This window comes from Woronichinia naegeliana WA131 (assembly GCA_025370055.1).
In the GTDB taxonomy this organism is placed as follows: Bacteria; Cyanobacteriota; Cyanobacteriia; order Cyanobacteriales; family Microcystaceae; genus Woronichinia; species Woronichinia naegeliana.
In genome coordinates, this window is sequence record CP073041.1 from 3,962,558 (window position 1) to 3,988,746 (window position 26,189).

23 protein-coding genes and 3 pseudogenes are annotated in these 26,189 nt (G+C 40.4%); 8 read left to right on the top strand and 18 right to left on the bottom strand.

The features are described from left to right. Positions 1-110 precede the first annotated feature (110 nt). The gene (locus KA717_20075; GenBank protein UXE58384.1) at positions 111-527 is read left to right on the top strand and encodes a hypothetical protein; all 417 of its coding nucleotides are present in this window, start codon (positions 111-113) and stop codon (positions 525-527) included. Next, positions 517-1,764 carry an ISL3 family transposase gene (locus KA717_20080; GenBank protein UXE58385.1) on the top strand — a complete coding sequence of 416 codons (1,248 nt, stop codon included), beginning with the start codon at positions 517-519 and terminating at the stop codon, positions 1,762-1,764. Before KA717_20075 ends, KA717_20080 begins: the two co-directional genes overlap by 11 nt. An 88-nt stretch (positions 1,765-1,852) precedes the next feature. On the opposite strand, the gene KA717_20085 is transcribed toward KA717_20080, so the two are convergent. Further along, positions 1,853-2,910, bottom strand: a protein-coding gene (locus tag KA717_20085) for an ISKra4 family transposase (GenBank protein UXE64729.1) whose coding sequence is annotated in 2 segments (ribosomal slippage) — positions 1,853-2,754 and positions 2,754-2,910 — 1,059 coding nt in all. Because the reading frame shifts where the segments join, the coding sequence is not laid out codon by codon here. A gap of 157 nt (positions 2,911-3,067) precedes the next feature. Between KA717_20085 and KA717_20090 the strand changes: the two are divergent. After that, positions 3,068-3,373, top strand: a pseudogene (locus KA717_20090) (ISKra4 family transposase). A gap of 31 nt (positions 3,374-3,404) precedes the next feature. Here KA717_20090 and KA717_20095 read toward each other — a convergent pair. After that, positions 3,405-3,581, bottom strand: coding sequence for a hypothetical protein (locus KA717_20095; GenBank protein UXE58386.1), 177 nt, complete (start codon positions 3,579-3,581; stop codon positions 3,405-3,407). An 18-nt stretch (positions 3,582-3,599) separates the two neighbouring features. On the opposite strand from KA717_20095, the gene KA717_20100 reads away from it, so the two are divergent. Continuing rightward, complete coding sequence (locus KA717_20100) at positions 3,600-4,754, top strand: ISL3 family transposase (protein ID UXE58387.1); 1,155 nt, start codon at positions 3,600-3,602, stop codon at positions 4,752-4,754. Between the two features lie 41 nt (positions 4,755-4,795). Here KA717_20100 and KA717_20105 read toward each other — a convergent pair. From KA717_20105 to KA717_20125, 5 genes and pseudogenes are all read right to left on the bottom strand, one after another. Then, positions 4,796-5,350 (bottom strand): annotated as a pseudogene (locus KA717_20105) (transposase). A gap of 123 nt (positions 5,351-5,473) precedes the next feature. Further along, positions 5,474-5,728 (bottom strand): annotated as a pseudogene (locus KA717_20110) (transposase family protein). A 577-nt stretch (positions 5,729-6,305) separates the two neighbouring features. Then, entirely contained in the window at positions 6,306-6,548 is a 243-nt protein-coding gene (locus KA717_20115) for a type II toxin-antitoxin system prevent-host-death family antitoxin (protein UXE58388.1), read from the bottom strand. Then, entirely contained in the window at positions 6,548-6,853 is a 306-nt protein-coding gene (locus tag KA717_20120) for a type II toxin-antitoxin system RelE/ParE family toxin (GenBank protein ID UXE58389.1), read from the bottom strand. The genes KA717_20115 and KA717_20120 overlap by 1 nt, the downstream gene beginning before the upstream one ends. A gap of 264 nt (positions 6,854-7,117) precedes the next feature. Next, the gene (locus KA717_20125) at positions 7,118-7,327 is read right to left on the bottom strand and encodes a type II toxin-antitoxin system PemK/MazF family toxin (protein UXE58390.1); all 210 of its coding nucleotides are present in this window, start codon (positions 7,325-7,327) and stop codon (positions 7,118-7,120) included. A gap of 111 nt (positions 7,328-7,438) precedes the next feature. Between KA717_20125 and KA717_20130 the strand changes: the two genes are divergently transcribed. Then, complete coding sequence (locus KA717_20130; GenBank protein UXE58391.1) at positions 7,439-8,482, top strand: IS630 family transposase; 1,044 nt, start codon at positions 7,439-7,441, stop codon at positions 8,480-8,482. Here the strand turns inward: KA717_20130 and KA717_20135 are convergent. The 5 genes from KA717_20135 to KA717_20155 all read right to left on the bottom strand — a co-directional run bounded on the left by KA717_20135 (position 8,464) and on the right by KA717_20155 (position 14,741). After that, on the bottom strand, positions 8,464-8,586 hold the full coding sequence (locus KA717_20135; protein UXE58392.1) for a type II toxin-antitoxin system PemK/MazF family toxin: 123 nt from the start codon (positions 8,584-8,586) through the stop codon (positions 8,464-8,466). The genes KA717_20130 and KA717_20135 overlap by 19 nt on opposite strands. Next, positions 8,573-8,758 carry a hypothetical protein gene (locus KA717_20140; protein UXE58393.1) on the bottom strand — a complete coding sequence of 62 codons (186 nt, stop codon included), beginning with the start codon at positions 8,756-8,758 and terminating at the stop codon, positions 8,573-8,575. Before KA717_20140 ends, KA717_20135 begins: the two co-directional genes overlap by 14 nt. 322 nt (positions 8,759-9,080) lie before the next feature. Further along, a complete protein-coding gene (locus tag KA717_20145; protein UXE58394.1) occupies positions 9,081-10,850 on the bottom strand; it encodes a lipoxygenase in 1,770 nt (589 codons plus the stop codon). A 383-nt stretch (positions 10,851-11,233) separates the two neighbouring features. Beyond that, positions 11,234-13,705, bottom strand: coding sequence for an ATP-dependent Clp protease ATP-binding subunit (locus KA717_20150; GenBank protein UXE58395.1), 2,472 nt, complete (start codon positions 13,703-13,705; stop codon positions 11,234-11,236). 256 nt (positions 13,706-13,961) lie between these two features. Beyond that, complete coding sequence (locus KA717_20155; protein ID UXE58396.1) at positions 13,962-14,741, bottom strand: hypothetical protein; 780 nt, start codon at positions 14,739-14,741, stop codon at positions 13,962-13,964. A 201-nt stretch (positions 14,742-14,942) separates the two neighbouring features. On the opposite strand from KA717_20155, the gene KA717_20160 reads away from it, so the two are divergent. From KA717_20160 to KA717_20170, 3 genes are all read left to right on the top strand, one after another. After that, a complete protein-coding gene (locus tag KA717_20160; protein ID UXE58397.1) occupies positions 14,943-15,770 on the top strand; it encodes an A24 family peptidase in 828 nt (275 codons plus the stop codon). 98 nt (positions 15,771-15,868) lie between these two features. Next, positions 15,869-17,074 carry an argininosuccinate synthase gene (argG, locus tag KA717_20165; protein ID UXE58398.1) on the top strand — a complete coding sequence of 402 codons (1,206 nt, stop codon included), beginning with the start codon at positions 15,869-15,871 and terminating at the stop codon, positions 17,072-17,074. Positions 17,075-17,417: 343 nt separating this feature from the next. Further along, a complete protein-coding gene (locus KA717_20170; GenBank protein UXE58399.1) occupies positions 17,418-18,659 on the top strand; it encodes a trypsin-like serine protease in 1,242 nt (413 codons plus the stop codon). A 236-nt stretch (positions 18,660-18,895) separates the two neighbouring features. On the opposite strand, the gene gorA is transcribed toward KA717_20170, so the two are convergent. The 6 genes from gorA to KA717_20200 form a co-directional block, all read right to left on the bottom strand. Beyond that, on the bottom strand, positions 18,896-20,251 hold the full coding sequence (gorA, locus tag KA717_20175; protein UXE58400.1) for a glutathione-disulfide reductase: 1,356 nt from the start codon (positions 20,249-20,251) through the stop codon (positions 18,896-18,898). A 137-nt stretch (positions 20,252-20,388) separates the two neighbouring features. Next, positions 20,389-20,829, bottom strand: a complete 441-nt coding sequence (locus KA717_20180; protein ID UXE58401.1) for a hypothetical protein — start codon at positions 20,827-20,829, stop codon at positions 20,389-20,391. Next, positions 20,774-20,962, bottom strand: a complete 189-nt coding sequence (locus KA717_20185; GenBank protein UXE58402.1) for a hypothetical protein — start codon at positions 20,960-20,962, stop codon at positions 20,774-20,776. Before KA717_20185 ends, KA717_20180 begins: the two co-directional genes overlap by 56 nt. Before the next feature lie 140 nt (positions 20,963-21,102). Beyond that, complete coding sequence (locus KA717_20190; GenBank protein ID UXE58403.1) at positions 21,103-21,726, bottom strand: DUF4263 domain-containing protein; 624 nt, start codon at positions 21,724-21,726, stop codon at positions 21,103-21,105. After that, a complete protein-coding gene (locus tag KA717_20195; protein UXE58404.1) occupies positions 21,723-22,031 on the bottom strand; it encodes a hypothetical protein in 309 nt (102 codons plus the stop codon). The genes KA717_20190 and KA717_20195 overlap by 4 nt, the downstream gene beginning before the upstream one ends. Positions 22,032-22,115: 84 nt before the next feature. Beyond that, positions 22,116-25,817 carry an N-6 DNA methylase gene (locus KA717_20200; protein ID UXE58405.1) on the bottom strand — a complete coding sequence of 1,234 codons (3,702 nt, stop codon included), beginning with the start codon at positions 25,815-25,817 and terminating at the stop codon, positions 22,116-22,118. Positions 25,818-26,189: the final 372 nt, after the last annotated feature.

Below are 26,189 nucleotides of genomic sequence, written 5' to 3' on the forward strand. Positions count from 1 at the left end.
TCCATAAGGATAAGTTATCTATGCTTTTTCAGTCCATACTTCCCTAACCCACATTTCTTTCGTTTTTTGACTTTTTCAGCAAGCCCTACATAACAGAAAGACTGGACTTTATGCGGCTAAGAAAACATTATACAATTCGTTATGAAGAAAAGATTTATGAGCAAGTAAAAAAGAAAAATGTAGAAGAGGTAAGGCAAGAAGAAGAAATAAGTTGGGGAACATTGGAATCAATATTTGAAGAGTATGCAAAGCAGGCAGAAAAGAAGGAATGGGAATTACCAGAAAAGATAAGTTTAGACGAATTTAGTAATAGAAAAGGAAAAAAAGACTGGCTCTACCGAACTTATGAGGTAAAACTAGATTATAAAACTTCAATAAAGTTCATGGGAAGTTTATGCTATAATTGCTGTAATCCTTTCTCAGAAATGGTTTTAAAGCATAATATAAAGTTTTGGATTTTCTCCAAAAGCATTTTATTGCCTTTCAGTTATCATTGTATTTTAATAAAGTTAACCTATGCCTTCTAATAGTGAATTAAGCCTTTTAACTAAATGTTTAGACTTAGATGATGTAAAAGTCATCAATTTTGGATTCATACCTGAGTTCGGTCTAGTCATTTCAGTGGAGAATAAATGTCCAATAGTAGAATGCCCTAAATGTCAAAGCAAAACGGGTAGAGTAAATAGAAATGATAGCCAGTTGATTAGAGATTTACCGATGATGGGTAAAATGGTTCATTTAAATATTAATCGTCGTCAAATGAGATGTCAAAAGTGCGGTCATAAATTTGTCGAAGAATTAAGCTATGTGAAGAAAAACAGAAAATTTACCAATAGAATGGTAGAGAAGATTATCAAAGAAGTCATCAATAGTGACATAAAAAATACAGCGCTCAATAATGAAGTGAGTGAGCAAGAAATTCAAACAATGCTAAAAGACAAAGGAGAAGAACTAAAAAAGGGGAAGCCAGTAGGGCTGAAAAAGTTAGGGATAGATGAAATAGCGTTAGAAAAAGGTAAGCAGAATTATTGTGCAGTATTAGTAAATATAGAAACGGGGGAGCTGTTAGGGATATTAGAAAAGCGAAACAAGGAAGAATTGATAAAATACATGAAAGAATGGGGGGAAGAAGTGCTTTTAGGTATTGAGGAGGTAAGCATAGATATGTGGAGACCCTATCAAAAAGTGGCGGAAGAAATGATGCCAGAAGCGGAGGTAGTGGTGGATAGATTTCATGTAATGAAGCAGATTAATGAGGAGTTAGATAAAGCGAGAAGAAGTGCGAAAAGAGAAATGGAATTAAGGATCAAAAAAGCAAAAAACAAAAAGAAGAAACAGGAATTAAAAAGCCAGTTAGAAATACTTAAAAATAGCAAATATGTCTTACTGAAAAATCGGGAAGACTTGGAAGAAGAAGAGGTGAAAAAAATGGATGATATCCTCAAAAATTATGAGGAGCTGGGGAGTACGTATCGCCTAAAAGAAAAGCTAAGACAGATATTTAACACCTGTGAAAACTGGGCGGATGGTTTATTAAGAATAACCAACTGGATGCGAAAAGCGATATACTATTTACCGAAGAGTTGTGGGGTAATAAGAAGATGGTTAGGGGAGATAGTGGCTTATTTTGATAATAGAACAACTCAAGGGGTTGTAGAAGGAATAAATAATAAGCTAAAGGTAATTAAGAGACGCAGTTATGGGTTTAGAAACTTCGACAACTTTGTGCTACGATGTGAGCTAAGTTTTGCTTCTGTTTCTTAATTTTACCTAGCAACTCTGGTAGAACCAAAAGACGGGAGCATCTCACCTTTGCAATAAGTAGAAATACTTAACGAGGTAAATGAAAGAGTCAAAAAAGGTAATCATTTAAATAGGAACAGCGATGACGAAGGACTTGTGGTACATTGTCAGAATTCCAACTCGCACCAGTAATTTTAAGACGATGACCAATTTGTTTAACTTGAGATTCGACAGAGCCAGAGCCAATGGAAATGCCCTCTGCCTGCAAATAACCATAATTGACAATCCGATGTTTATGCTTGTTTAAATAAATGATAAAATTCTCAGCTTGAGGCTCTGACCATCCCTCAAAACAGGAGATAGCGGCATCCACTTCACCCGTCCAAAGAAAAGACTTGACCTCCTCAATTCGCTGGAATGACCCCCCAACTTTATAGAGGTTTTCAATTAAGTGATACCAGTCCAAAATTTCAATTCGCTCATGTTTCTGTCCTATCTCACGAAATAAGTTCCAGATACCATCATGTCCATCTCCCAAACAAATTAAAGGCTTAGCCAAAATTTGAGAATTAACCAAATCTAATAAAGCCGAGTTATCTTGAAAAAAGGCAGCTACCCCCAATTGATGAAAACTGACTCCTTTATAATCACGCCAAATTAAGGGTTCTCCCTTGGGAGTTCTGAGTCGTACCTTCCCACCATCTATGCTAATTTCTTCGACTTCTGTGTTAGAGGGTAATTCTTCAAAATGATAGCGATGTACAAGGCGTTGTTGCGTACTGTGAGAAACAGCAATTCCCGTCAATGATTGGATTTTCTTAGCTGCTTTTTCATAAGACTCATCGCCACTCAGTAGCAAACAGTTCTTCTCTAACATTGGACTCATCTGAGTTCGAGGCTTTAGTTCTAATTTCTTCGCTTGTTTTTCTGTAATGGGCAATTCCCCCAAAATACTTTTTACTGTTCGTATCCGACCTGTGGTTTCCTCGGTACTTGTTTTGACAAAAAAATACCTATTTCTGGGTTGACATACTGAATCATTAAGTCTCTGACAGTCTCCTCTATTTCGCCCAAATTATTAAATGTTTTAACTTGAGATTGTTGATAGAGACATTCTCCCAACTCTTGACATAACTCTTGAATCCTTTTTTCATTTTCTGATAACACTGATAACATGAGATTGTTCCTCAATTGGGATAGATTTTGGAAAGTGGGTCTCGACTATTATACTCTCATTTCTTTTTTTGATAAAGTTCGATAAAGTTCAAAGTCTTATTTTTCTGCCCATAAGTATTAATACTTATTGCATAAGTGAGATGCTCCCCAGCGAATTGAGGAGGTCAAGTCTTTTCTTTGGACGGGTGAAGTGGATGCCGCTATCTCCTGTTTTGAGGGATGGTCAGAGCCTCAAGCTGAGAATTTTATCATTTATTTAAACAAGCATAAACATCGGATTGTCAATTATGGTTATTTGCAGGCAGAGGGCATTTCTATTGGCTCTGGCTCTGTCGAATCTCAAGTTAAACAAATTGGTCATCGTCTTAAAATTACTGGTGCGAGTTGGAATTCTGACAATGTACCACAAGTACTTCGTCATCGCTGTTCCTATTTAAATGATTACCTTTTTTGACTCTTTCATTTACCTCGTTAAGTATTTCTACTTATTGCAAAGGTGAGATGCTCCCCCCTTTTCTTCTTTCTTTTTTTGACACACGACGTTTTTTTGCTATGGCTAAGTACTCTTTTCTTGCCACTTCCCTATAAGTCCTCGGCTTTTCTTTCCTTTTCTCTTTTAGGTTCTTCTGGCTTTGCGGTAGAAGATGTATAATAAGATACACTATATGAGGATGGCATCAATGTTATTTTTTCTAGAAAATCTGGTAGATTTGCCAAAGGTAAACATAAGAAATGTGATTCAAGAGGGAAAACAAGCGTTTTTAATACTGAGTTGTCAAGAGGAAGAAGTCAAATGTAATTATTGTGGTAGCTTAACGGATGAATTACATCAGACGAACAGTGTATTAGTAAGGGACTTGTCTATCTCTGGTCAAATGGTATATCTGAAAGTCCCTCGTCGTAAATTTTACTGTAAAGATTGTCAAAGGTTTTTTACAGAAAATCTAGAATTTATGGAAGCCCGTAGGAAATACACAGTGAGGTATGAAGAATATATTTATGGACGAGTAAATGTGAGCAGTGTGGAACAAGTAGGTAGAGAGGAATCTCTATCATGGGATCAAGTGAATGGAATTTACCAACGTCAATGTGAAGCTAAAAAAAAAGATTGGCAAGGAGTAAAACACCTCGGGATGGATGAAATAGCGAAACGAAAAGGTCATCAGAATTTTGTAACAGTGTTAGGAGATATAGAGAAAGGAGAATTAATAGAAGTGATAGATAGTCATCAACAAGATAAAATCATCGAAGTGCTGATGGAGAAAGAATTAGAGGTGAGGGAAGGAGTAGAACAAGTGAGTGTAGATATGTGGGGAGGATTTCCTAAAGTAATAGAAAAAGTATTTCCGAATGCAGTAATTGTAACAGATAGATTTCATGTAATGAAGGCGTTGAATGAAGAATTGAATAAAATCCGTAAACAGACAAAATTGAATGTAAAAATCAAGGGAGAAAAGTGGCTATTATTAAAAAATAAAGAAGACCTAAAAGAGGAAGAGTTAGAAAAACTAGAATTGGTGTTAAAGCAATCTGCTCGTTTGCGTAAAGCGTATGAATATAAAGAGTCATTTAGAGAGATATATGAAAAAGTAAATGATAAGGAAGAAGGAAGATTAAAATTTACAGAATGGTTAGAGAATGCAAAGAGCATTTATACAGATGTAATTAGCACAATTCGTAGGAATTTGGACTCTATTTGTAACTACTTTTTGAGTCGAACGACGAATGGGGCAATGGAAGGCATCAATAATCGTCTTAAACTAATCAAGCGTCAAGCTTATGGATTTATGAACTTTGATAATATGCGAAATCGTTTTTTAGCTTGCTTTTCATGATAAGCTTTAATTATCACTCTTTGTTCAGGAGAACCCTCTTTTATTTCTTCATACAGCTTATCTATTATTTTTTCTGTTTTTTCTCTGGCATCATTCAATATTCCTATATCCGTTGGATATTTTATATCTGCTGGTGTACAAGTCGCATCTAACAATAACTTTCCTTCATTTTCTTTTTTTTCTGACGCTACACCCGTCGCTTTTTTTTCTATTTCTTTATTAATTTTATTTATTAATTCCATTCCTATTTTTTTACGAAAATGAACCATCATTGACGCATTAAATGCTTCTTTGCTACTATAGCTTTCCATTCCTATAAAGTACTGTAAATAAGGGTTCTCTTTTATTTGTTCTACTGTTTCTCTGTCACTTTTTCCTGAAATTTCTTTGATAATTAATGCTCCTAATGCCATTCTAAATGATTTGGCTGGGGCTCCTTTTTTTTCTGTGAAGTTTTTTGCATATTCTTCCTCATATTCTTCCCAGGGAATCATTTTTGACATTTCTATCCAACGATTTTCTTCGTCTAACTGCCCGCCGAACAGATTTTTCAAGTTTTCTGGTGTTTCAATTGAGTACTGTTGCTTTCGGTACATCTGCTTTCTCTCTTCTTAATGCAATGGTTTTGAGGCATTCTACCCTATTTTCGTGCATTCTAGCGGTTCTTAATTCGCCTACTATTTTTCTCCGTAAAGGTTTCAGCTTTTTTCAGCAAGCCCTATGTATTTCTGACATTTTTCACAATGGAACTGGCGGCGGGGCACTTCCAGATATACTTTCTTTCCCAATAGGGATAAATCCCGAACCAAATTATATTCTATTTGATTTATATCTTCCAATTCTTTATGACAATTTGGACATTCCATTACTTCGTTTTTCATTTTTAATTTTAAGAACAAAGCACCATCTATTTCTCGATAGTTTACGACTGTTACCTTTGGCAAACCTAGTAGCTCATCCAAGTTTATCCACATACTCCACCTCCTACTGTGGTATTACTATTATACACTTTCCACACAGTTGGGGGAAGAGCCATAAATCTCACCACGTTTCATCACTGAGTCCATCTCCTGCCGTATTTTCCCAGGTTGAATCAATTTCAAGGGAGGCTTCTCGATAGGCTTCTTCTAATTCGCGTAAGCGCAATAACTGATAACTGAAGAGCTTCGGAGATTACCTGAGAACGGGAGCGACAACCTGTGCTGTTTTGATAATGGTCTAGGAACGCTACCATTTCTGGCGGTAAGGAAATTGATATTTTTTGCGACTGCATGGTATGACTGACAGGTAGGAACACGACACCATCATATCCTTTTTCGCGCGATCGCCGCCTTCAATTCCAAGCAAGCAAGTAATGGTGTTTTTTCAAGAAAAGAGCATAGTACCACCGCACTTTACATTTCCCAAAAGACATCACGGTTTTAATTTAATCAATAAGAAAACAGCGATCGCACTTTAATATTTTCTTAGGGCGATCGCGGTTTTAAAGTTTAATCAACAAGAAGACAGCGATCTCACTTTCAACAGCCAAAGCGATCGCAGTTTTAAACTTTAATCAATTAATTGTGCTTCTACTAAAGATAATGGGACAGTCGGGCGTTTTCTGCGATCGCTAATCATTTGCCAAAATTGTGCTGACAATTGCAAGTTTAATTGCTCTGGCTCAGAGTTTTCTAATCCTAACAAAAGAGCGATCGGTTTACCGTTGTCAGTGATCAGGATTTGTTCTCCTTGAGCAGAGCGTATATAGTCCTGTACTTGCTCTGATAGTTGTTCTAGGGTTAGTTGTTTCATTACACTATATCCTCTGTGGTTTGTTCAGGTGTTTTCCGGCGAATAGCTCGAACGTAAACAATTTTTTCACCTTCATCTACATCATAGAATATTCTGTATTCTCCCACTCGTAATTCCCAAATGGGGGGAACTGATTCAAAACTAGGTATTAAAGATTCAAGAAGTTTGCGATTTCGTGTAATAACGGTAGGTTCGTAGGTGAGTTGTTGACGAATTGTCTCCAGAATTGGACGACGCTCAAATGCACGAATATTGCTCAATTCTTCAATGGCTAAATCAGTTACTTCAATGGCATAAGTAGTCATACTAAGTTTTCCTGCTCAAAACTCCCAAATCTCAAAATTAGACGCAAACGTTAGGATGCTATTGCTATACATTATAATTTACGATTCTTTGTGTGATCGCCTCTCTCGAACTTTAACATTTCCCTAAAGACATCGCGCTTTTAGTTCAATCAACAAGAAGATTACGATCGCACTTTAACATTTCCCCAGAGCGATCGCACTTTTAGTTTAATCAACAGAAGGATGGCGATCACTATAAAATCTATCCCAATAGATTAGATTATATCAAAGACCCAAATGTAATCTAATGGCTGCATCAACTAAACTCATTAATTGATCATTTAAGCTACCAACACGATCACCATTAATACGCTGTTTAGATATTGTTCTAATTTGTTGAGATTGAATTTTGGACGGTTTCGGCAAACCACTTTCTGAAAGTTGTAGAAAAATTTCAAATGGGTAGATTTTAGAGACGTTAGAGGTGATTGGCAAAATCGTTATTGTCGTTGCGGCCTGATTATACTAAACACGGTCACAGGTTGCGAATTCTAAAAATAAGAGATAATATAATAAAAATAGAAAAATTAGTCAAGAGGCTGAGAAATGATTAAGTTAGAATTTACAGAAGAAGACAAAAGACTGTTGTCTTACGGTCGGTTTAATCACCCGCATCCTAGAGTGCAGCTAAAGATGGAAGTTTTATGGCTAAAAAGTCAGGGATTGTCTCATCAAAAAATTGCTCAATTCGCAGGAGTTTCAGTAAATACGGTGACAAGCTATATCCGTGATTATCAAGAGGGCGGGATAGAAAAACTAAAAGAAATAAAATTTAATCGCCCGAAAAGCGAGTTAACAGAGCATCAAGGGACAATTGAGGCATATTTTGAGTCAAATCCACCAGCAACAATAAATGAAGCAGTAAAAAGAATAGAAGAATTAACAGGAATAAAAAGAAGTCCGACGCAAGTCAGAAAATTTTTAAAGTCAATAGGAATGAGGTGTCTAAAGGTGGGAACAATTCCATCAAAAGCAGATGTAGAAGCTCAGGATAGCTATAGAGAAAAAGAGCTAGAACCAAGGCTAGAAGAGGCAAAAGCAGGAAAAAGGGCAGTTTTCTTTGTAGATGCCTCTCATTTTGTAATGGGAGCATTTGTAAATTTTATATGGTGCTTCAAGAGGATTTTTATTAAGTCACCATCAGGGAGAAAACGTTTTAATGTGTTAGGAGCATTAAATGCAATTACCCATGAAGTAATTATGGTAACGAACAGTTCTTATATTACGGGAACTCAGGTTTGTGAACTCCTAGAAAAGATAGCAGAATTAGGACTATTAATACCGATTACGTTGGTATTAGACAATGCTCGTTATCAAAAATGCCGAATTGTACAGGAGTTGGCAGAATCATTAGGAATAGAGTTACTGTACTTACCTCCTTATTCTCCTAACTTGAATTTAATTGAAAGACTGTGGAAGTTTGTGAAGAAGAAGTGTTTATACGCAAAATATTATGAAGATTTTACGCAGTTTTCTGCAGCAATTTCAGGATGTCTTGAGGATGCTAACGTAAAATATAAGGAGGAGCTTGATTCTCTGCTCACCTTACGATTTCAACGCTTTGATAAATCTCAGATTATGAACGTTTGAAGTATATTAATATCATTACTAACAATCAAAACTGGACGGCGTTTTGCGGTTTCGGAACCGATAGAAGGATCAAGATTTGCAAAATAAATCTCACCACGTTTCATCACTGAGTCCATCTCCTGCCGTATTTTCCCAGGTTGAATCAATTTCAAGGGAGGCTTCTCGATAGGCTTCTTCTAATTCGCGTAAGCGCAATAACTGAAGAGCTTCGGAGATTACCTGAGAACGGGAGCGACAACCTGTGCTGTTTTGATAATGGTCTAGGAACACTACCATTTCTGGCGGTAAGGAAATTGATATTTTTTGCGACTGCATGGTATGACTGACAGGTAGGAACACGATACCATCATATCCTTTTTCTCGCGATCGCCGCCTTCAATTCCAAGCAAGCAAGTAATGGTGTTTTTTCAAGAAAAGAGCATAGTACCACCGCACTTTACATTTCCCCAAAGACATCACGGTTTTAATTTAATCAATAAGAAAACAGCGATCGCGCTCAGTCTCAAACGAGATCGCATTCTGGGTTCATGGGTTTAGTTTACCCAAAAGTGTGATGAAGAAAAGAGCCCTTCATACCAAGGGGCTAGGGCTAGCCATATTAAATATTAATGCTCTGGGGGATGAAGGAAGGAATCAGGTAGGTGTAGGGCGCATAACGGCGGCTACGATCTTCATTGATGGCACGAATATGTCCTTCAATAGCTTTGAGCTGATCTCGGAATTGGGTTAAAGATAGTTGAATGCGAGGATCAATCAAGTCCGTGTAATCGCCCAGTTTAGTGTAATAAACTGTCCCAAGTAAATAGGTTAGGGACAATTGACTTTGGGCTTGGCTGATCGGCGGTAACAGATCGAAGTAGTCCTGCTTGGTCGCACTATCGCTGGTCAGAGGAGCAGGCATGTAACCCGCCATCGGTATCGGGGGTACATAGCTCATCAAGGAGCTTTGGGAGAAGTTCACTGCTGCGTGCTGGGCACTGCTCGTGAAAATAATCAAGGTCGCGGCTTGGATAAGATAGCTCAGGGTCTGAATGCCACCTGCTTGACCGAAGTTGGTGATTCTGCCGCCATCTCCAGCTAACAGTTCCTTAGTCCAGGCTTGGAGTTCAGTGTCACGACTCACATCGTCATCGTCGTGATAATAGACCGATAGGTAGTTTGTAACCCATGCTTCAATCGCATTCCAAATCAAAAGACCATCATCCCGATAGGGGTAATCGGGCAGGAGGGTTTTGTCCTCAACCCCACGTTTTTTAAAAGTATCGGGTAACAATTGATCATTGAATCCAAAGGTTTCTACCCCTTGTACCGCTAGGGTTCGAGATGCCTCAATCGTTCCCGCCAAGAGTTGGTCTACCGGGTCTCCAGCCTGAATCAAAAAACGTTGCGCCAAATCATTAATGCTGAGCGTGCCTTCAAAATGAGGCACCAACAGGAGATTGAGGGGATGGTTTGGAGCCAATTGGCGGTGGGTGGCGATCACAAACGGTTCAACCACAAGGTGAGTCCGTCCCAAATGGGAAATCAATTCGTGATAGTTGGCATCGGCAATCTGCACAATCGTTTTTGCGATTAACCAAGTCCAATAGGCATTGGTGGTTTGATCAGCCGTGGTCGGTGTAAAAACCGCACCACCGCGAGAAATCTGAATGGCAACCGGGGTCAGCGCGCCCGCTTTAACTGCAAAGAGAGCCAAGGGGGCGGTTAAATATTTTTGTTTGGGGTTCGACCCAGCTTCTACCGTACTCAGCACGCTATAGTCAGCGAGGTATAAACGACCGCTTGCTACGGCGGCAGCGATGGTATCCGATGGAAAAACGCTTTGATATTGAGTTTCGCTGAGCCAATCCAATTGGCTGATGTCCGTTACCCGCGCCAGGACTAGGGGATTAGGTCCCGCAACCCGAAACCAAGCAAATTCAGCATCTTCGGTAAAGACTTTGCTAATTGCTGGCAGGGGAATCGCTTGGAAAATCTCTTGATATTCCTGCCAACTGTTGCCCGGTCCCTCGACTTGAACTGCTTGGATCGTGTTCAAAATATCCGCTAAGCCTTTCTCCACTTCTTGTGGATTATTCTTTCTCAAAAGTTTAGTGAACTTAACGTAACTGGCAAGGTTTTCGATCTTGTCAAGAAGGGAATCCTTGTGTTTCACCTGGAGGGAGTTGAGAACTAGTTTCACCGACGCGTCTAGTACGCGGAGGAGCCACCGCAGGGAGGGCTGCTCCGCCGAAGGTAGGCTTTGCACCATTGGAAGGGGGGCAACGTAGGTGTAGTTGTATTGGTATTTAGCTTGCTGCTGATGCAGTTCAGCCTCGCGTTCAGCAATTTGGGGATCATTTTGAGGGAGAAGGGGTAAGAAGCCCATAGTTCACCATATAAGTTCGACAACGCAATTATATCCCATATTCCGTACCAATTAGAAGAAAATAAATAATTTAAAATTTACACGCTATATGCAGGCATCATTAGCCATCACAAAACTAGATATAGACGGAGAAGGAAAGACTATAGTAGTGCGCTTATCAGTGCTTTTGTACTGCATAAAGAGGCGTACTTTTGTTGATCAGCAGATTGTGATTCCTGAAACCTTTGTGGGGAAGCACTTCTGCTAATCTAGACTTGTTCGTATTAATTAAAATTCTTGTTGCCAAGTACGGAATGTGGGTTATATAGTGCGATCGCCCCTTATCTCTCAAAAAAAAGTCCCCCTTTGAAAGGGGGATTTAGGGGGATTCCGAGAAACCCTATTTATTCAACACCAGCACCAACTAAATCACGGACTTCTGGCTGAGAAACAACAACCTTGCCTTCCTCATTTACATCCACCAGAGCCGAAGACCCTTCTCGCAGACGACCCGTTAGAATTTCTTCCGCTAGGACATCCTCCAGTAAACGCATAATCGCTCGACGTAACGGCCGCGCACCGTAGGCAGGATTGTAACCCTCCTCCACTAAACGCTCCTTAAACTTATCCGTCACACTGAGAGCAATATTTTTCTCAACGAGACGGGCAAAGACTTCGCGCAGAAGGATTTCGGAAATTTCCTTGACCTCTTCCTTGTTGAGTTGACGGAAGACAATAATTTCATCCAAACGATTAAGAAACTCTGGACGGAAATAATTCTTCAACTCTTCATTGACCAAGGCACGAATGCGATTGTATTGAGACTCAGCTTGATCCGTTTCAAACTCAAAGCCCAGACCACCGCCACCTTTCTCAATCACCTTAGAACCAATGTTCGAGGTCATAATTAGAAGAGTATTCTTGAAGTCAACAGTACGACCCTTGGCATCCGTCAAACGACCATCTTCCAAAATCTGCAACAGCATATTAAAGATGTCGGGGTGAGCCTTCTCAATTTCATCAAAAAGAACAACTGTATAGGGACGACGACGTACCGCTTCCGTTAACTGACCGCCTTCGTTATAGCCCACATAGCCTGGAGGAGAACCAATTAACTTAGAAACCGTATGCCGTTCCATAAATTCCGACATATCCAGACGGATCATGGCATCTTCCGAACCGAAGAAGTAGGCAGCCAGAGCCTTGGTTAACTCGGTTTTACCGACCCCTGTTGGCCCAGAGAAAATGAAACTGGCGATCGGACGATTGGGATTTTTCAGACCAACCCGCGCCCGACGGATAGCACGAGAAACCGCTTTAACAGCATCCTCTTGACCAATCAGTCGTTGATGCAAAGTGTCTTCCATGTGCATCAGTTTGTCAGACTCACTTTCCGTCAGCTTTTGAACGGGAACACCAGTCCAGGAAGCGACAATGTGAGCGATTTCTTCTGATGTCACCTGGGCCTCATCACCATCGCCTTGAGTCCCTTTCTTGGCAGAGGCAATATCACGGATTTGCTGTTTGATCTCCATTTCCCGATCGCGGAGTTTACCCGCTTCATCGAATTTTTGGGAACGAACGGCATCATCCTTATCCTTAAGAATTTGGCGCAATTGTTTATCTAATTCCTTGGCCTCTGGAGGCAACTGGGAATTGATTAAACGTACCCGCGAACCCGCTTCATCAATCAGATCGATCGCCTTATCGGGCAAATAACGGTCGGAAATATAGCGATCGGAAAGTTTAGCCGCCGCATCCAAAGCCTCATCCAAAATCTTGAGCTTGTGATGTTGTTCGTAACGTTCCCGCAGACCGTAGAGAATTTCAATGGTTTCGGCAACGGAAGGTTCACCCACCATCACAGGTTGGAAACGACGCTCTAGGGCCGCATCCCGTTCAATATGTTTGCGGTACTCGTCCAACGTGGTTGCACCGATACATTGCAGTTCACCGCGAGCCAAAGCTGGTTTGAGAATATTGGCCGCATCAATGGCCCCTTCTGCTGCACCCGCTCCGATCAGAGTGTGGACTTCATCAATCACGAGGATAACGTTACCCGCCGTGCGAATTTCGTCCATGATTTTCTTGAGGCGTTCCTCAAATTCCCCGCGATATTTAGTCCCTGCTACGAGTAAACCAATATCCAGGGTCATTACCCGTTTTTCTTCGAGAATGTCGGGAATATCTTTATTAGCAATGCGTTGGGCCAATCCTTCGGCGATCGCGGTTTTACCGACCCCAGGCTCCCCAATTAAAACGGGATTATTCTTGGTACGACGACCCAGGATTTGGATCACCCGTTCAATTTCCTTTTGCCGACCGACAACGGGATCAAGTTTACCGTCCGCCGCCAATTGGGTTAAATTCGAGCCAAATTCGTCCAGGGTAGGCGTTTTCTGACGACCACCGCCGCCACCGACACCTGCACCGACTTCCGCCGTTTCGCCCAACATCCGAATCACCTGGGTACGAACCTTGGTTAGGTCAACCCCCAGATTTTCTAAAACTCTAGCAGCCACACCTTCACCCTCTCGAATTAAACCGAGGAGTAGGTGTTCTGTCCCAATATAGTTATGTCCCAGTTGGCGGGCTTCTTCGAGGGAAAGCTCCAAAACTCGTTTTGCCCTGGGGGTGAAGGGAATTTCCACCGCCACAAACCCTGAACCGCGCCCGATAATTTTTTCAACTTCAATACGGGCATCCTTGAGATTGACCCCCATTGACTTCAAAACCTTGGCGGCGACTCCAGTGCCTTCACCAATCAAGCCCAAAAGAATCTGTTCCGTCCCCACGAAGTTATGTCCGAGGCGACGGGCTTCCTCTTGTGCGAGCATGATTACTTTAATAGCTTTTTCTGTGAAGCGTTCAAACATAATCTAATCCATCACCTCAGCTTGCCCTATGTGTTGCTAATTCTAGCACAGAGATTTTTACACGCTGTTGTTTGCTGTACATCTTGTCAGCTAGAATGGCGGTTAACTGGAAAGCTGTGTCAATAAGACTCAGAGAAAAAAGCGATAATTTCCAACAATTCCTTGGGTTTTTTAGACATTGATGCCATTTTTCTGCTGAGTTGCACTGGGTTCGGTAATCTCTCTTTCAAACTTATCTAAAAATTCCCACCGTTAATTATCCCTTACCTTTTCTTTTTGCAGATTTACTCGTGGGAGAACTTTGGGCATGAGTGTCTCCAAATCCTTTGGCTTTAGGACGCGATTGTCCTGCTAGGTGGATAATGTCTTTGATAGTGGCTTGACTCGGATCGGGATCGTTGATCTCAAAGGAAATCTGAACATCTTCCCAGTTGGCTATAAACGTATTTAACTTGTCTTCAAAAAAGACTCTTTCAATCAGGGGCAAAGCTTCACGCCCGCCAAAATCGCAGAGCAATGCGATCAAAAAGCCATTAACCGCATCCGTATCATGACGATAGTTTTCCAGATGGCGAGCAGCAATGGTATTAATCTGGGCCTGGCAATGGGGATAGTGTTCTCCTAGTTCCTTAAAACACTCCACTACAAAAATACGTTGATCCTCGTCTTTGACGGCATTGTCCCATTCTTGCTCTAGGACAGGAATAATCAATTCCCCCATGTTACCAATGACTTTAGGGATTTCAATTAATATCCAGTCATCATCTGGCACAAGACCCGGTAAGGTCAGTAAGGGTTCTAGTGCCGCGATCGCGGCGGGGCCAAATTGATACAAAGCACGCCAGGCATGAACCGGTGCCCAAACTTCCAAACTAGAATCCGCACTAAGCAGTTCTAGATCGACCGCCATAGCAATCAAGGCAGGGATATGATCAATGGTGAGGGAAAATTCTTCTCGATAATTAGCCCAGTCCTTGTGTTCACCACAATTGCAGTAGGTTAACAGTTGACTCACGGGAGGTTGATAATTGGGCATACGAATTCACTGAATTTAGAAGCAATGGGGTAGATCAATCACCCATTTATCCTATTATGGTCTTCTTTAAGATCGGCAGAAAAACATACAATTCTTAAACAAACTTCAGCAAACCAGTTAATCAAAGACTTTACCTTAGCGATCGCTCCAGCCACCGGTATCAGCAATGTCTTCACCACTCATCATTAACTTTTACTGAACATGAGTTTGCCCATCTCAGCCGATTTAATCTTTACATTGGGGATTTTACCCTTTGTCTTTGCCTTTGGTGCTTCTGTGGGTAGCTTTCTCAACGTTGTCGTCTATCGTCTGCCGGAGGGTCTTTCTCTAATCCATCCTCCCTCTCGTTGCCCGCATTGTTTTCATTCCCTGGGTAGAACGGAAAAGGTGCCTGTCCTGGGTTGGCTTTGGTTACAGGGTAAATGTCGTTGGTGTCATACGAAAATCTCAATGCGCTATCCCCTGGTGGAATTAGTAACGGGGATACTTTTTTGTTTCACTCTGATGCAATTTGGTTGGACAGGTCAAACTCTCAGTTATTGGGTATTAATCAGTTTTTTGCTGGCCTTAGCTCTGATCGATTGGGACACGATGACCTTGCCCAGTGTTTTAACCAAGTCGGGTTTAGGGGTGGGTTTAAGCTTACAACTGTTTTTGGGTAGCCAACGGGGAGAATTTGCTCAAGCTTTGATACAAGCTTTGGGAGGAGCCTTAGTAGGTCTCTGGTTATTGGATTTAATTCGCATTATCGGCACTTTTTGGTTGGGTCAAGAAGCCATGGGAGACGGTGATCCCAAGTTAGCGGCCATGATGGGGGCTTGGTTAGGCTGGAAATTACTGCTGGTTTCTGTTTTTCTCGCCTGTAGTTTAGGGGCAATCATTGGGGGATTGGCGATCGCGATTGGAGAACTGAAACAACGACAGGGATTCCCCTTTGGTCCTTTTTTGGCCGGAGGAGCCTTATTGAGTCTATTTTGGGGCGATCGCTTGCTGGCCCTCTATTCTCAAATTTTCCTACCCAACTTTTAACAATCCATTAACCGTCAAGGTTTCCTGTGCATTTCTCCCCTTGACCTGGGTGATACCTGTTAAAATAGCCCGTTAGTCATTTTTAGGGTAAACCATCTATGGGTCGTGCCAATAAAGTTGTTTTAGCATATTCGGGTGGGGTTGATACCTCCGTTTGTATTCCCTACCTCATCCACGAATGGGGAGTTAAAGAAGTCATTACCCTCGCAGCAGATTTAGGTCAGGGGGATGAACTGGGGCCAATTCAGGCAAAGGCTCTACGTTGTGGTGCCATTGAATCTTTAGTTGTGGATGGCCAAGCTGAATTTGTCACGGATTATGCCTTTCGCTCCATTCAAGCCAATGCCCTCTACGAAAATCGTTATCCTCTCTCTACTGCCCTAGCCCGTCCTTTGATTGCCAAAATGTTGGTAGAAGCGGCGGAAAAATACGGAGCTGATGCGGTGGCTCATGGTTGTACCGGCAAAGGCAATGATCAGGTTCGCTTCGATATTAGTATAATGGCCCTCAATCCTGAGATCAGGGTTTTGGCTCCTGCCAGGGAATGGAACATGAGTCGGGAAGAAACCATTGCCTACGGAGAACGTTTTGGCGTGGAATCACCCGTTAAAAAATCTTCTCCTTTCAGTATTGACCGCAACTTACTTGGTCGCAGTATTGAGGCTGGCCCCCTAGAGGATCCCATGACCGAACCGCCGGAAGAAATTTATCTGATGACCAAGGCGATCGCCGACACTCCTGATGAGCCGGAGTATGTGGATATCGGTTTTGAAAAAGGCATTCCTGTTAGCTTAAATGGCGTTGTCTTAGATGGAGTTACCCTAATTAGCCGCTTAAATGAGATTGCCGGTAATCATGGTTTTGGTCGTTTGGATATGATCGAAAATCGGGTTGTTGGTATCAAATCACGGGAAATCTACGAAGCTCCTGCTTTGTTGGTACTCATTGACGCTCACCGTGATCTTGAAAGCTTGACTCTCACCGCCGATGTAAGTCATTACAAAAATTCCGTTGAAGAAATCTATAGCCAATTAATCTATCGCGGCTTATGGTACAGTCCTCTCAAGGAATCCCTGGATGCCTTTATCCTTAAAACCCAGGAACGGGTCACAGGAATGGTACGAGTTAAGTTCTTGAAAGGGACTGCCAAAGTGGTTGGCCGCCAGTCTGATTACTCTATTTATGATGCCGATTTAGCCACCTACGGTATGGAAGATCAATTTGACCATAAAGCAGCGGAAGGTTTTATCTATATTTGGGGCTTACCGACCAAGGTTTGGGCACAAAAATTACGCGGTGGTTAATTCCGTGTTAGTTTTCTGAGCCGGTGGATAAAATGGATCGTAATTTAAGAGACTGACTGCTTTCCAAAAGTATGTCCCACAGGTCTAGAACGTTACCTTTCTCTACTATACTCTAAACGGCTAAGAAATTGACTTCTTGGAAAAAGGGCTGAAACCATCATCTGATAAAAATTTTAGGCATTTTCAAAAAGTTAAGCTCCAACCCGTTCAGAGTATAGTTAACTCTCTCAGCGTGTTTTTTTGGTTTTGGTACTAGAGAATATTTTTTCTGAACTACTTGTCAACTTGCACAATATGTATTAAAGTGAACCCAAGATATAAAATAAATAGGGAAGACTGAAGTATGAAACCGAAAATCTCTTTCATGTTACGTTGCCTAATTAGTTCTCTCGTTCTGTCGGCAACAGGTTTCGTTAATACGATGGATGTCTCTGCTCTGCCAAAACCAGCAAGAGTAGTTTCCTCTGACACTGATGGTGTCGGGCAGGCATTTAAGGACAAGAAGTTCGATACCCTTTCGCCAGATAAACTGCGATCGCGGATGCCAATGCTCGTTAGCCCCCCGACTGGTACCTCAGTAGCACCAGCAAATGTACAGGGGGAATCTTCAGGTAGTGCTCAGGGATCTGGCGACCAGAATGTTGTTCCAGCCGCCTTTGGCTCAGCTAGTGGAGTCCCTTTTTCCACATCCCGCGTCTTGGGTGGTACGACTAATGAAGCTCAAGCTGATACCTACAGGCGCGCAGGAAAACTGTATATGGCTTTTGGCGGAACTACCTACAACTATATTTGTTCTGCTTCATTGATCGGAAAAAGTCTTGTCGTGACTGCGGCACACTGTGTTCATAATTTTGGACAACAGGCTAACGGATGGGCCACAAAGGTTAAATTTGTTCCGGCCTTTAAAGGTACTACCAACAGCAGGCCCTACGGAGAATTTGAAAGTTCGACCTATTTGATTTCTGGTACCTACTACAATGGGACTGATACTTGTGACAGTTCTGCGCCTGGAGTTGTCTGCAACAATGATATCGCTTTAATTGCACTTCCTAATAATAGTTCAGGTCAGCAAGCAGGTGTTATGGCTGGCTGGTTTGGCTATGGATGGAATGATTTTAGTTTTGCTACTCCAGTTTCAGGTTTTTTCCAAAACGTCTTTGGTAACAAGAAGTTTGCGGCTATTACTCAATTGGGATACCCAGGTTCTTTTGATTCGGGTAACATAATGCAGATTAATACTGCTTACGGTGCTTCTTACATCAACGGTAATCTACAAAATACTGTGTTAGGATCCGCGATGACAGGTGGATCCAGTGGTGGTCCTTGGCTCGTTAATTTTGGAATCAATGCTACAGGTGGTACCTACGGTTCTGCAACTAACCGTAACATTGTTGTTGGGGTTACAAGTTGGGGCTATACAGATCCTAATACCAAGGTCATGGGTGCCTCTCGATTTGGACAAAATGTGCAGTTTCCTAACAGTGCCTATGGTACCCGAGGAGCTGGAAACATAGGAGCCTTTGTCAATTTTGCCTGTGATGATCCTGCCGGTTGGAAACTCCAAAGTCTGGGACGTTGTAGTTAAAGGTTAGTGTTCTAGATTGGTGGAGAAGATAGGTCGCAATTCACAATGAATGGACTGACTACTTTCTGGAAGCAGGCTCCACCAGTTTAGAGCATTACCGAAACAACTTATCGATCTTAGGAACCAGAACTCCTGCCATTGAAGACAATGTAAGACCAAAAGAATCTACGAAGTGCTGGAGGCCGTTGAATTGAGAAGCTCTAGCTTGATCACTCAACTAATCGGTGTAAGGTCGTTCACCGCATGGTGACAAATTCCTCGGCAGAGGTGGGATGAATGCCCACTGTGGCATCGAAATCAGCTTTTTTGGCTCCCATTTTGACCGCGATCGCCATTCCTTGAATAATTTCTCCGGCATGATTTCCTACCATGTGGGCCCCTAAAACCCGATCGCTTTCTTGATGAACAATTAACTTCATCAGGGTTTTATCGTCTCCATTGGGCAGAACATAATACATGGGACGAAACTTAGTGCGATAGACCTTAATGGCTGCCTCTCCATACTTGGCGATCGCCTGGGCTTCTGTTAAACCGACTGTTCCGGCTTCTGGGGTAGTAAACACGGCAGAAGGAACGTTTTCGTGGCTCATTAAACGGGGTTTACCGCCAAATTCTGTATCGGCAAAGGCTCGGCCTTCATTAATGGCCACGGGTGTTAAGTTAATTCTGTTAGTACAATCTCCCACGGCATAAATATTAGCTTGGGAAGTACAACTAAAATCATCAACAGCGATCGCGCCATTCTGAACCGTTACGCCGGCCAAATCTAATCCCAGCCCTTCCAGTTTCGCTTTTCGGCCAGTGGCAGCTAAGGCCAAGGCATTGGCAATCACCAGTTCTTCTACTTGGCCATTATGATCCAGTTGCAATGTTAACTCTGATTCTGTCTTGGTAATCGCTACAGGTTGACGATGGGTCAGAATACGAATTCCCTGGCGTTCCATTGCGGTCTGAATTTCCTCACGAATATCATCATCAAAACCACGCAAAATTTTATCCCGACGAATAATTTGAGTCACTTGCACACCTAGATGGTGCATGACACAGGCGAACTCAACACCAATATAACCCGCACCAAAAATGACTAAATGTTGGGGTAATTCAGGCAAGTGAAAAAGATGATCCGAAACGAGTAAATGTTCCGAGCCTGGAATATTGGGTTTTACTGGCTGGCCACCCACCGCAATTAAAATCCGATCCGCCGTAATCCTTTGTCCAGCAATTTCTAGGGTATGGGGATCAAGAAAACGAGCAAAACCCGATAGTAATCTAACCTCAGAATTATCTAACATACGTTGATAAATCCCATTAAGGCGATCCACCTCTTTATTCACATCTGTAATTAAGGTTTTCCAGTCACAATGGCTTGAAATTTGACTCCAACCATAGCCAGGTGCTTCTTTAAACTGATCAGCGAAACGGGAAGCATAGACTAGTAGTTTTTTTGGCACACAACCTCGATTCACGCAGGTTCCCCCCAATCGATCAGCTTCGGCAATACCCACTTTGGCCCCATACTCTGCTGCTCGACGAGCCGTAGCTATTCCCCCTGAACCAGCCCCAATGACAAATAGGTCAAAATCAAAAGACATAATTAACTAGATAGATAAGGTGTATATAACTGCTTTTACTGGAACTTGTCTTCAATAATAGCTTTTTCTTCGGGAGTTAAGCCATAAAGTTGATAAACAATTTCATCGATTAGGCGATCGCAGTATCAGAATTTTTGTTAATTTTGTAAATTCTCAAGATCAGCTAAGTCCTGAAAACGACCAGAGGCCAATTTGTTTTTTTTGAGATTATCAAGATCGATAAAGTTGACTATAATATCGCTCAACAATACCTCTGTCCTTGAATTATAGCAGGTTTGAAAATCAACACCATCAGGCGTTGTAATTAAGTCAATACGGTTGGGAGGGTAGCCAAGTTGGATAACTTGATCTGGAGACTGAAAATCCTGGGAAGTTAAGCCTAAGCTACCAAATCCAAATTGAGTTAAGACTGTAATTAATTTTTCGGCATTTTCTTGGCTTATTTCAATCCAAATATCAATATCTTTTGTGTAACGGGGATGGCCATGAATAGCAACTGCATAACCACCAATTACCAGATATTTAACTTGGTTTTCGTTTAATAATTGTATAAACTCTTTGAAATCTTGGTTGAGCATTATATTTATAGTGATGATATTCTTGACGAATTTGTTCTAGAGCTTCTAGGCGTTTTTGAGGTGGTTGATTTTGCCAGTATTCAAAATCATTTGTTTGTTGTTGTTTGGTTGTTTTATGAATAATTTTTTCCATAGTTGTTTTATTTTGGTTGCAAAGAGTTTTCAATGATTGCTTTTTCTTCAGTGGTTAGGCCATAGAGTTGATAAACCATTTCATCGATTAGGCGATCGCTGTTTTTAAATTACATTTTAATTTTATTAACTTTATTAACTTTAAACATTATAACGAGTGGTTAAATAAAAATTTAAATCTTCACTTAACTGATTAAACGAAATACAGGATATGGGATTTGAATCAATCATCGTTCTATCCATTCGCCATTTTAAACGATCAGCCTCTTGAGGCGCAAGATTCATATCTTTACCAATAATAATTAAGCCTTCAAATGTAGCTCTTCTACTACCAAAAGTATTTTGAAAATCCGCCGTACTTCTCATATCTTCTAATTTCCAGAGCCAATCTACTAACTGGGAAAAAGCGGCTTCTATTCTGGGCGACCAATCGGGAGTAGATTTATTTCCTTTTTTTAAAAAAATACTTTCTGGTTTACCATCTTCAAATTCCACCAGCAGATAATGATTAGTTACAGAATCACCAATCACTAAATCAGCAATAAAATCTCCATAAATTTCATACTCGTGAGCAAAAACATCTGGCTTTTTAATTTTTGAAAAAAACTCACCAATGAAAATTGAAAGATCACGACTTTGTTTAAAAAATGGCAGAATATGATTCCGTTCACTTAGCGTCTGATTTTGAGCTAGTAATCGAACAAAATCATTCCATTCCTTGCGACAGTTATTTGCATCAAAGGAATGTTTGGTCAGAATCTTCATGCTTTTTCCACTGGGCTAGTTTCTAATTCTAAACGGCGATATTTATCTTCCAGACCTAAACGACGATATTTGTCATGATCGATAATGTCTTCTACAACCCATCCAGCATCATTTTTAGACAAAATAATTCTCAAGCGACCGGCAGGATAGCTATACAAATCAGTGGATTGCAATTTACGAATATTTCCCGAATAAGATAATTCTGCATCGGTAAGCAAGTGCAATTTATGAAGAACTTTTTTGCGTTCGGAGGGGCTAAGGGAGCGCAAAGTTATTTCTGCTCTTCTTTGAATGGATAAATCCATAGCGACTAAATCCGAATGATGGCGACTTTTCTATTCTACATTGTATAATTAGGATTGTCTATTGCTGATCAAGGCGATCGCGGTTTATTTGGCCAGTGAGTTTTCAATGATTGCTTTTTCTTCAGTGGTTAGGCCATAGAGTTGATAAACAATTTCATCAATTAGGCGATCGCAGTTTTTGAGTTGAGTTTTAAGGGGTATTAAGATATTTAAGCTGGCTTGGTATTCGGTTTTAATGCGGGTATGGTCTTGGCGAGAACTGGGATCAATTTTGATTAATTTTTTATTTTGGTTAAGAATGCTAATTAAACCGTCAAGATCGAGGGCGGGATCAAGGGTCATTTGTTTGCTGTAATCACCGAGATAGTTTTGAATCTTGCTTTTATTTTTAAGATTAGCAATGGGACAACCAATTAAACTTTCTAACCATTCTAAAAAGCCTTTAATTTCGGTTTGTTTTTGTTGATTGAGAGCAATCATTTGTTCGGCAAGATAGGCTAAAAAGTCGTGGATGATATCGGCTTCTTCGGGTTGTTGGTTTAAGTGTTGTTGGCATTGGGAAAGAATAGGCACAAGATCAAAATTAGTTTGATAGGTTTGATAAAGGTTAATTAAGTTTTCTAGTCCTCGTTGACGGCGATCGCTCTTTGTTGTGAAGTTAATTTTACGAATTGGTAGAAGTTTTGCATCTTTAATCAATACTTTTTGAAAACGTTGTAATGCAGCATCAAGAAAAGTTTTACGATGATAAAAGCTTATAAGTTGAGATGCTAAAATAGAAAGTATAAATTTTAAATTAATTCCTTCATGAGCAAGAAGATTGAATTGATTTTGAGTATTGTATAACTCCTCGTTTGTATATGAAACAAAAATTCTGAGAGAACTCCAATCAATAATTTGTTGAACTAAAATTCTTTCATCTTTAAAAAATCTGGATTCTCTTGAAGCAGCTAACCAAGTACCATATTTAATCCATTTTTCACCATTCCATTGAACTTCATATCTTTTGACATCCCCACTTACAAGCAGTTTTTTATAAGTCGAATCAATTTTTGTAGTTGCATGAAATATTTGTTTTTTGATTTCTTCATCAGTATGACCTCGATATTTATCGTAAGGAGTTATCCCCAAACAAAATTCACAGTAATTTTGTAAATCGTTAGAACAGTCTTCAATTTTTCTTGTGAGTGAAAACTCACTTTGATTTACAATAGTTATTGTAAAATCATTGCTGTTCAACCAGTTCCCTTGTTCAATATTTAAATAACTGGATGCAGAATCAGAAGAGATAGCATCTATTCTTTCAAAGGAATCATAAATAAGAATATCGGTTGTAAGCACATTTGATTCATTGCTTGGTTGTGGATAAATAAGTATTAAACAGGTATCAACTTTTACCTCTCCCATTTTTTCACCAAATAACTCATTAGGTAATCTTACAATACTTTTAATCCATTTATTTTTAAGAATGCTTTGGCGAATTTTGGAATAAGAGACCTGAGTTAAAAAAGATGAAGGAATAATAAAGCCACATTTTCCTAACTTAGAAGTAATTGGAGGAAAACAACTTTCAAGAAATGCTGCAAATATATTAATTCGTAATTGCATATTTGAATAACGCTCAAATAAGTAATCTACCATTCCTTTTTCTAGACCCTTTATATCTACATAAGGGGGATTACTAATAACTGCATCAAAACCAGGATTTTCAGCCCAATTTGCATTTTCTAAATCAACAAAAACCTCTGGAAACTCCAAATCCCAATGAAAAAAATGCTTTTCTTCATATAACCGATGAGAATCTTCTAAAACCGTTAAATCAGCTTCCTTCATTGAGGCTAGATCAGGATTAATTAACGCCGTTCCTAAACGTTCTAATAAATTTTTCGCTTGTTTCACTCCAAAAAATTGCGACACATAAATATCTAATAATTGCTTAAACGGTTTCGCCGCCGCATCAAACTGTTTAAATAATCGCTCACTTTGTTCCACTTCCGCAAAAGTCGCATCACTTAAAACACTCACGCCGCGCATAATTTCTGCCGCACGCAATAAACCTACAAACGGCCCCGTTAACAAATTAAACTGCACCGTATTGCCATTTTTTTCCTGAGACATTGCCAATTCTGCTTCCCTGGCTGTTGTCCCAATTAAGGAATTACCACAACGCAAATGGTGATCCAAAAAACTTAACGGCGCACCAATCGTAAAGGAATGTAACCATAAACTAACCTTTGCTAACTCCACCGCCATCGAGTTTAAATCCACCCCATAAATACAGCGTTTCATGACAACCCGTTGTAATAATTGTGTCGGTTCCAAACGACTCGGATCCAGTTGAATCCCTTGAGAGCGTAAATTGTCAATAATACTTTGACGCATCTGATCCAACATCTTTAAAATGGGATTATAGTCAGGGTAACGGTTTAAAATTTGGATTAACTCATCCGTTAAAAAATCCACCGCCTCCACCAAAAAATGACCACTGCCCATCGCCGGATCACAAACCTTAATATCTAACAAAATAGTTTGCGCTTGACGTTCCAACACTGCTAATGTTTTAGAAAGACTATTTAAAGTTTCTAAACTTAACTTTTTATTGTTCCGTTGTTGCTGTAACTGCTCAATCTCCCCCATTAACACCTTAAATTGCTGCTCCCGTTCCGTCAAAATGGGCTTCAAGGTATGACTGACAATATACTTAACAATATAATCGGGCGTATAATAAGATCCCGAAGCTTTGCGATCGCCCTTATCATTTTCTAAATGGACTTGACCCGTTTCTGCATCATCAATAATCAGACGATATTCTAATAAACCCTCATAAATAGAGCCTAATTGTCGCACTCCCAAAAAACTATAATCAATGGCTTGACCTTCAAATCGAGCTAACTTATCAATCACAGGAGCCAAAATTGTGTCTGATAACTGATAACTTAATAAAAAATGATTAGGTTGATTAGAAGAAAGAGAGCCTTCAAAATGAAATAAACCACCATTGTAACGAGGAACCCCTAACGACGTATCACCTTGATCAATGGTTTTAAATAATTCAATTAATTTTTGATAAATAAAAGACTTAGAACTAAAAGCCCTTTTCTGATCTATTTTAATCGCAATTTCCTGAGCTAGGGTAATTAAACTATAACTGCGATAATCCCGATCCATCGGTAATAAATTCCGCGCTTCTGCATAAAATAAAAACAACAACTTATACAAAAATGATAACGTTGCTTCATAAACCAGACTCGCTTTAACCGCTTGCCCTGGCTGTGTGATCTGAGCCACAAATCCTCCCGCCAACTGGGAAAAAATTTGCTCAAACACTAAACTTTTTAACTCATTACCAACCCTGGTGGCATAGGTCGCACTACCTTCTCTGACCCGCTCTAGAAAATTTTTGCCTTGACTATCTGCTTCAAAAGCCTCCCGTCGAAAAAATAACCAAAAATATTTAAATCGCGCTAAATCGTCTGATTCTAATAGTTCTACTAAATCAATCGGATAAAATTCCGTTGCCGTTGAAGACGCTAACCGATAATATAACCGCCATTCCCGCCCGTTAGTTAAAATACCCCAATTAACCCCCGTACCAATTAAATAACTGGCAATCTGAAAGGACGGATTTGTGTTTTTATAATAATCCCGTTGATCATTACTGGAAACCTTACTTAAAGGCCGCTCCCAATATTTAGCCTCCGCGATCGCTACCACCTGACGATAAAAAACCGACTCATTATTTTGTTCAGAATAAGCGGCTGATTTCTGGACTGGATCAGCAAACAAAGCATAATCAGGCCGTTCAGCCCGTCCTTTTCCCTTAGTAATGATCTGGGGAATATAACTAAACCCTAAAATCTCTAGAGCTGGTTTAATAAACTCCTCCTCCGTTTGAGCTTCATTCAAGCTAGATAAAAGATCTTTTTGGGCTAAATATAAACTTTTTAGCCTCTCAAAAATGGGGCTAGGGTCTAACTGCCATTCAGGAGATTCAGGCAAATAAAACTCCAAATAATGACTGGAAAATAAAGGCTTATTGAGATTTTGAATTGTCATAAGAATCTTTTTCCCTGCTCAGAACCCCGAATCAAGCGTCGCCCTGGTACTAAACGATCAATATTCTAGCGCAAGTTGGTTGACAGGCAGATTGATACATCG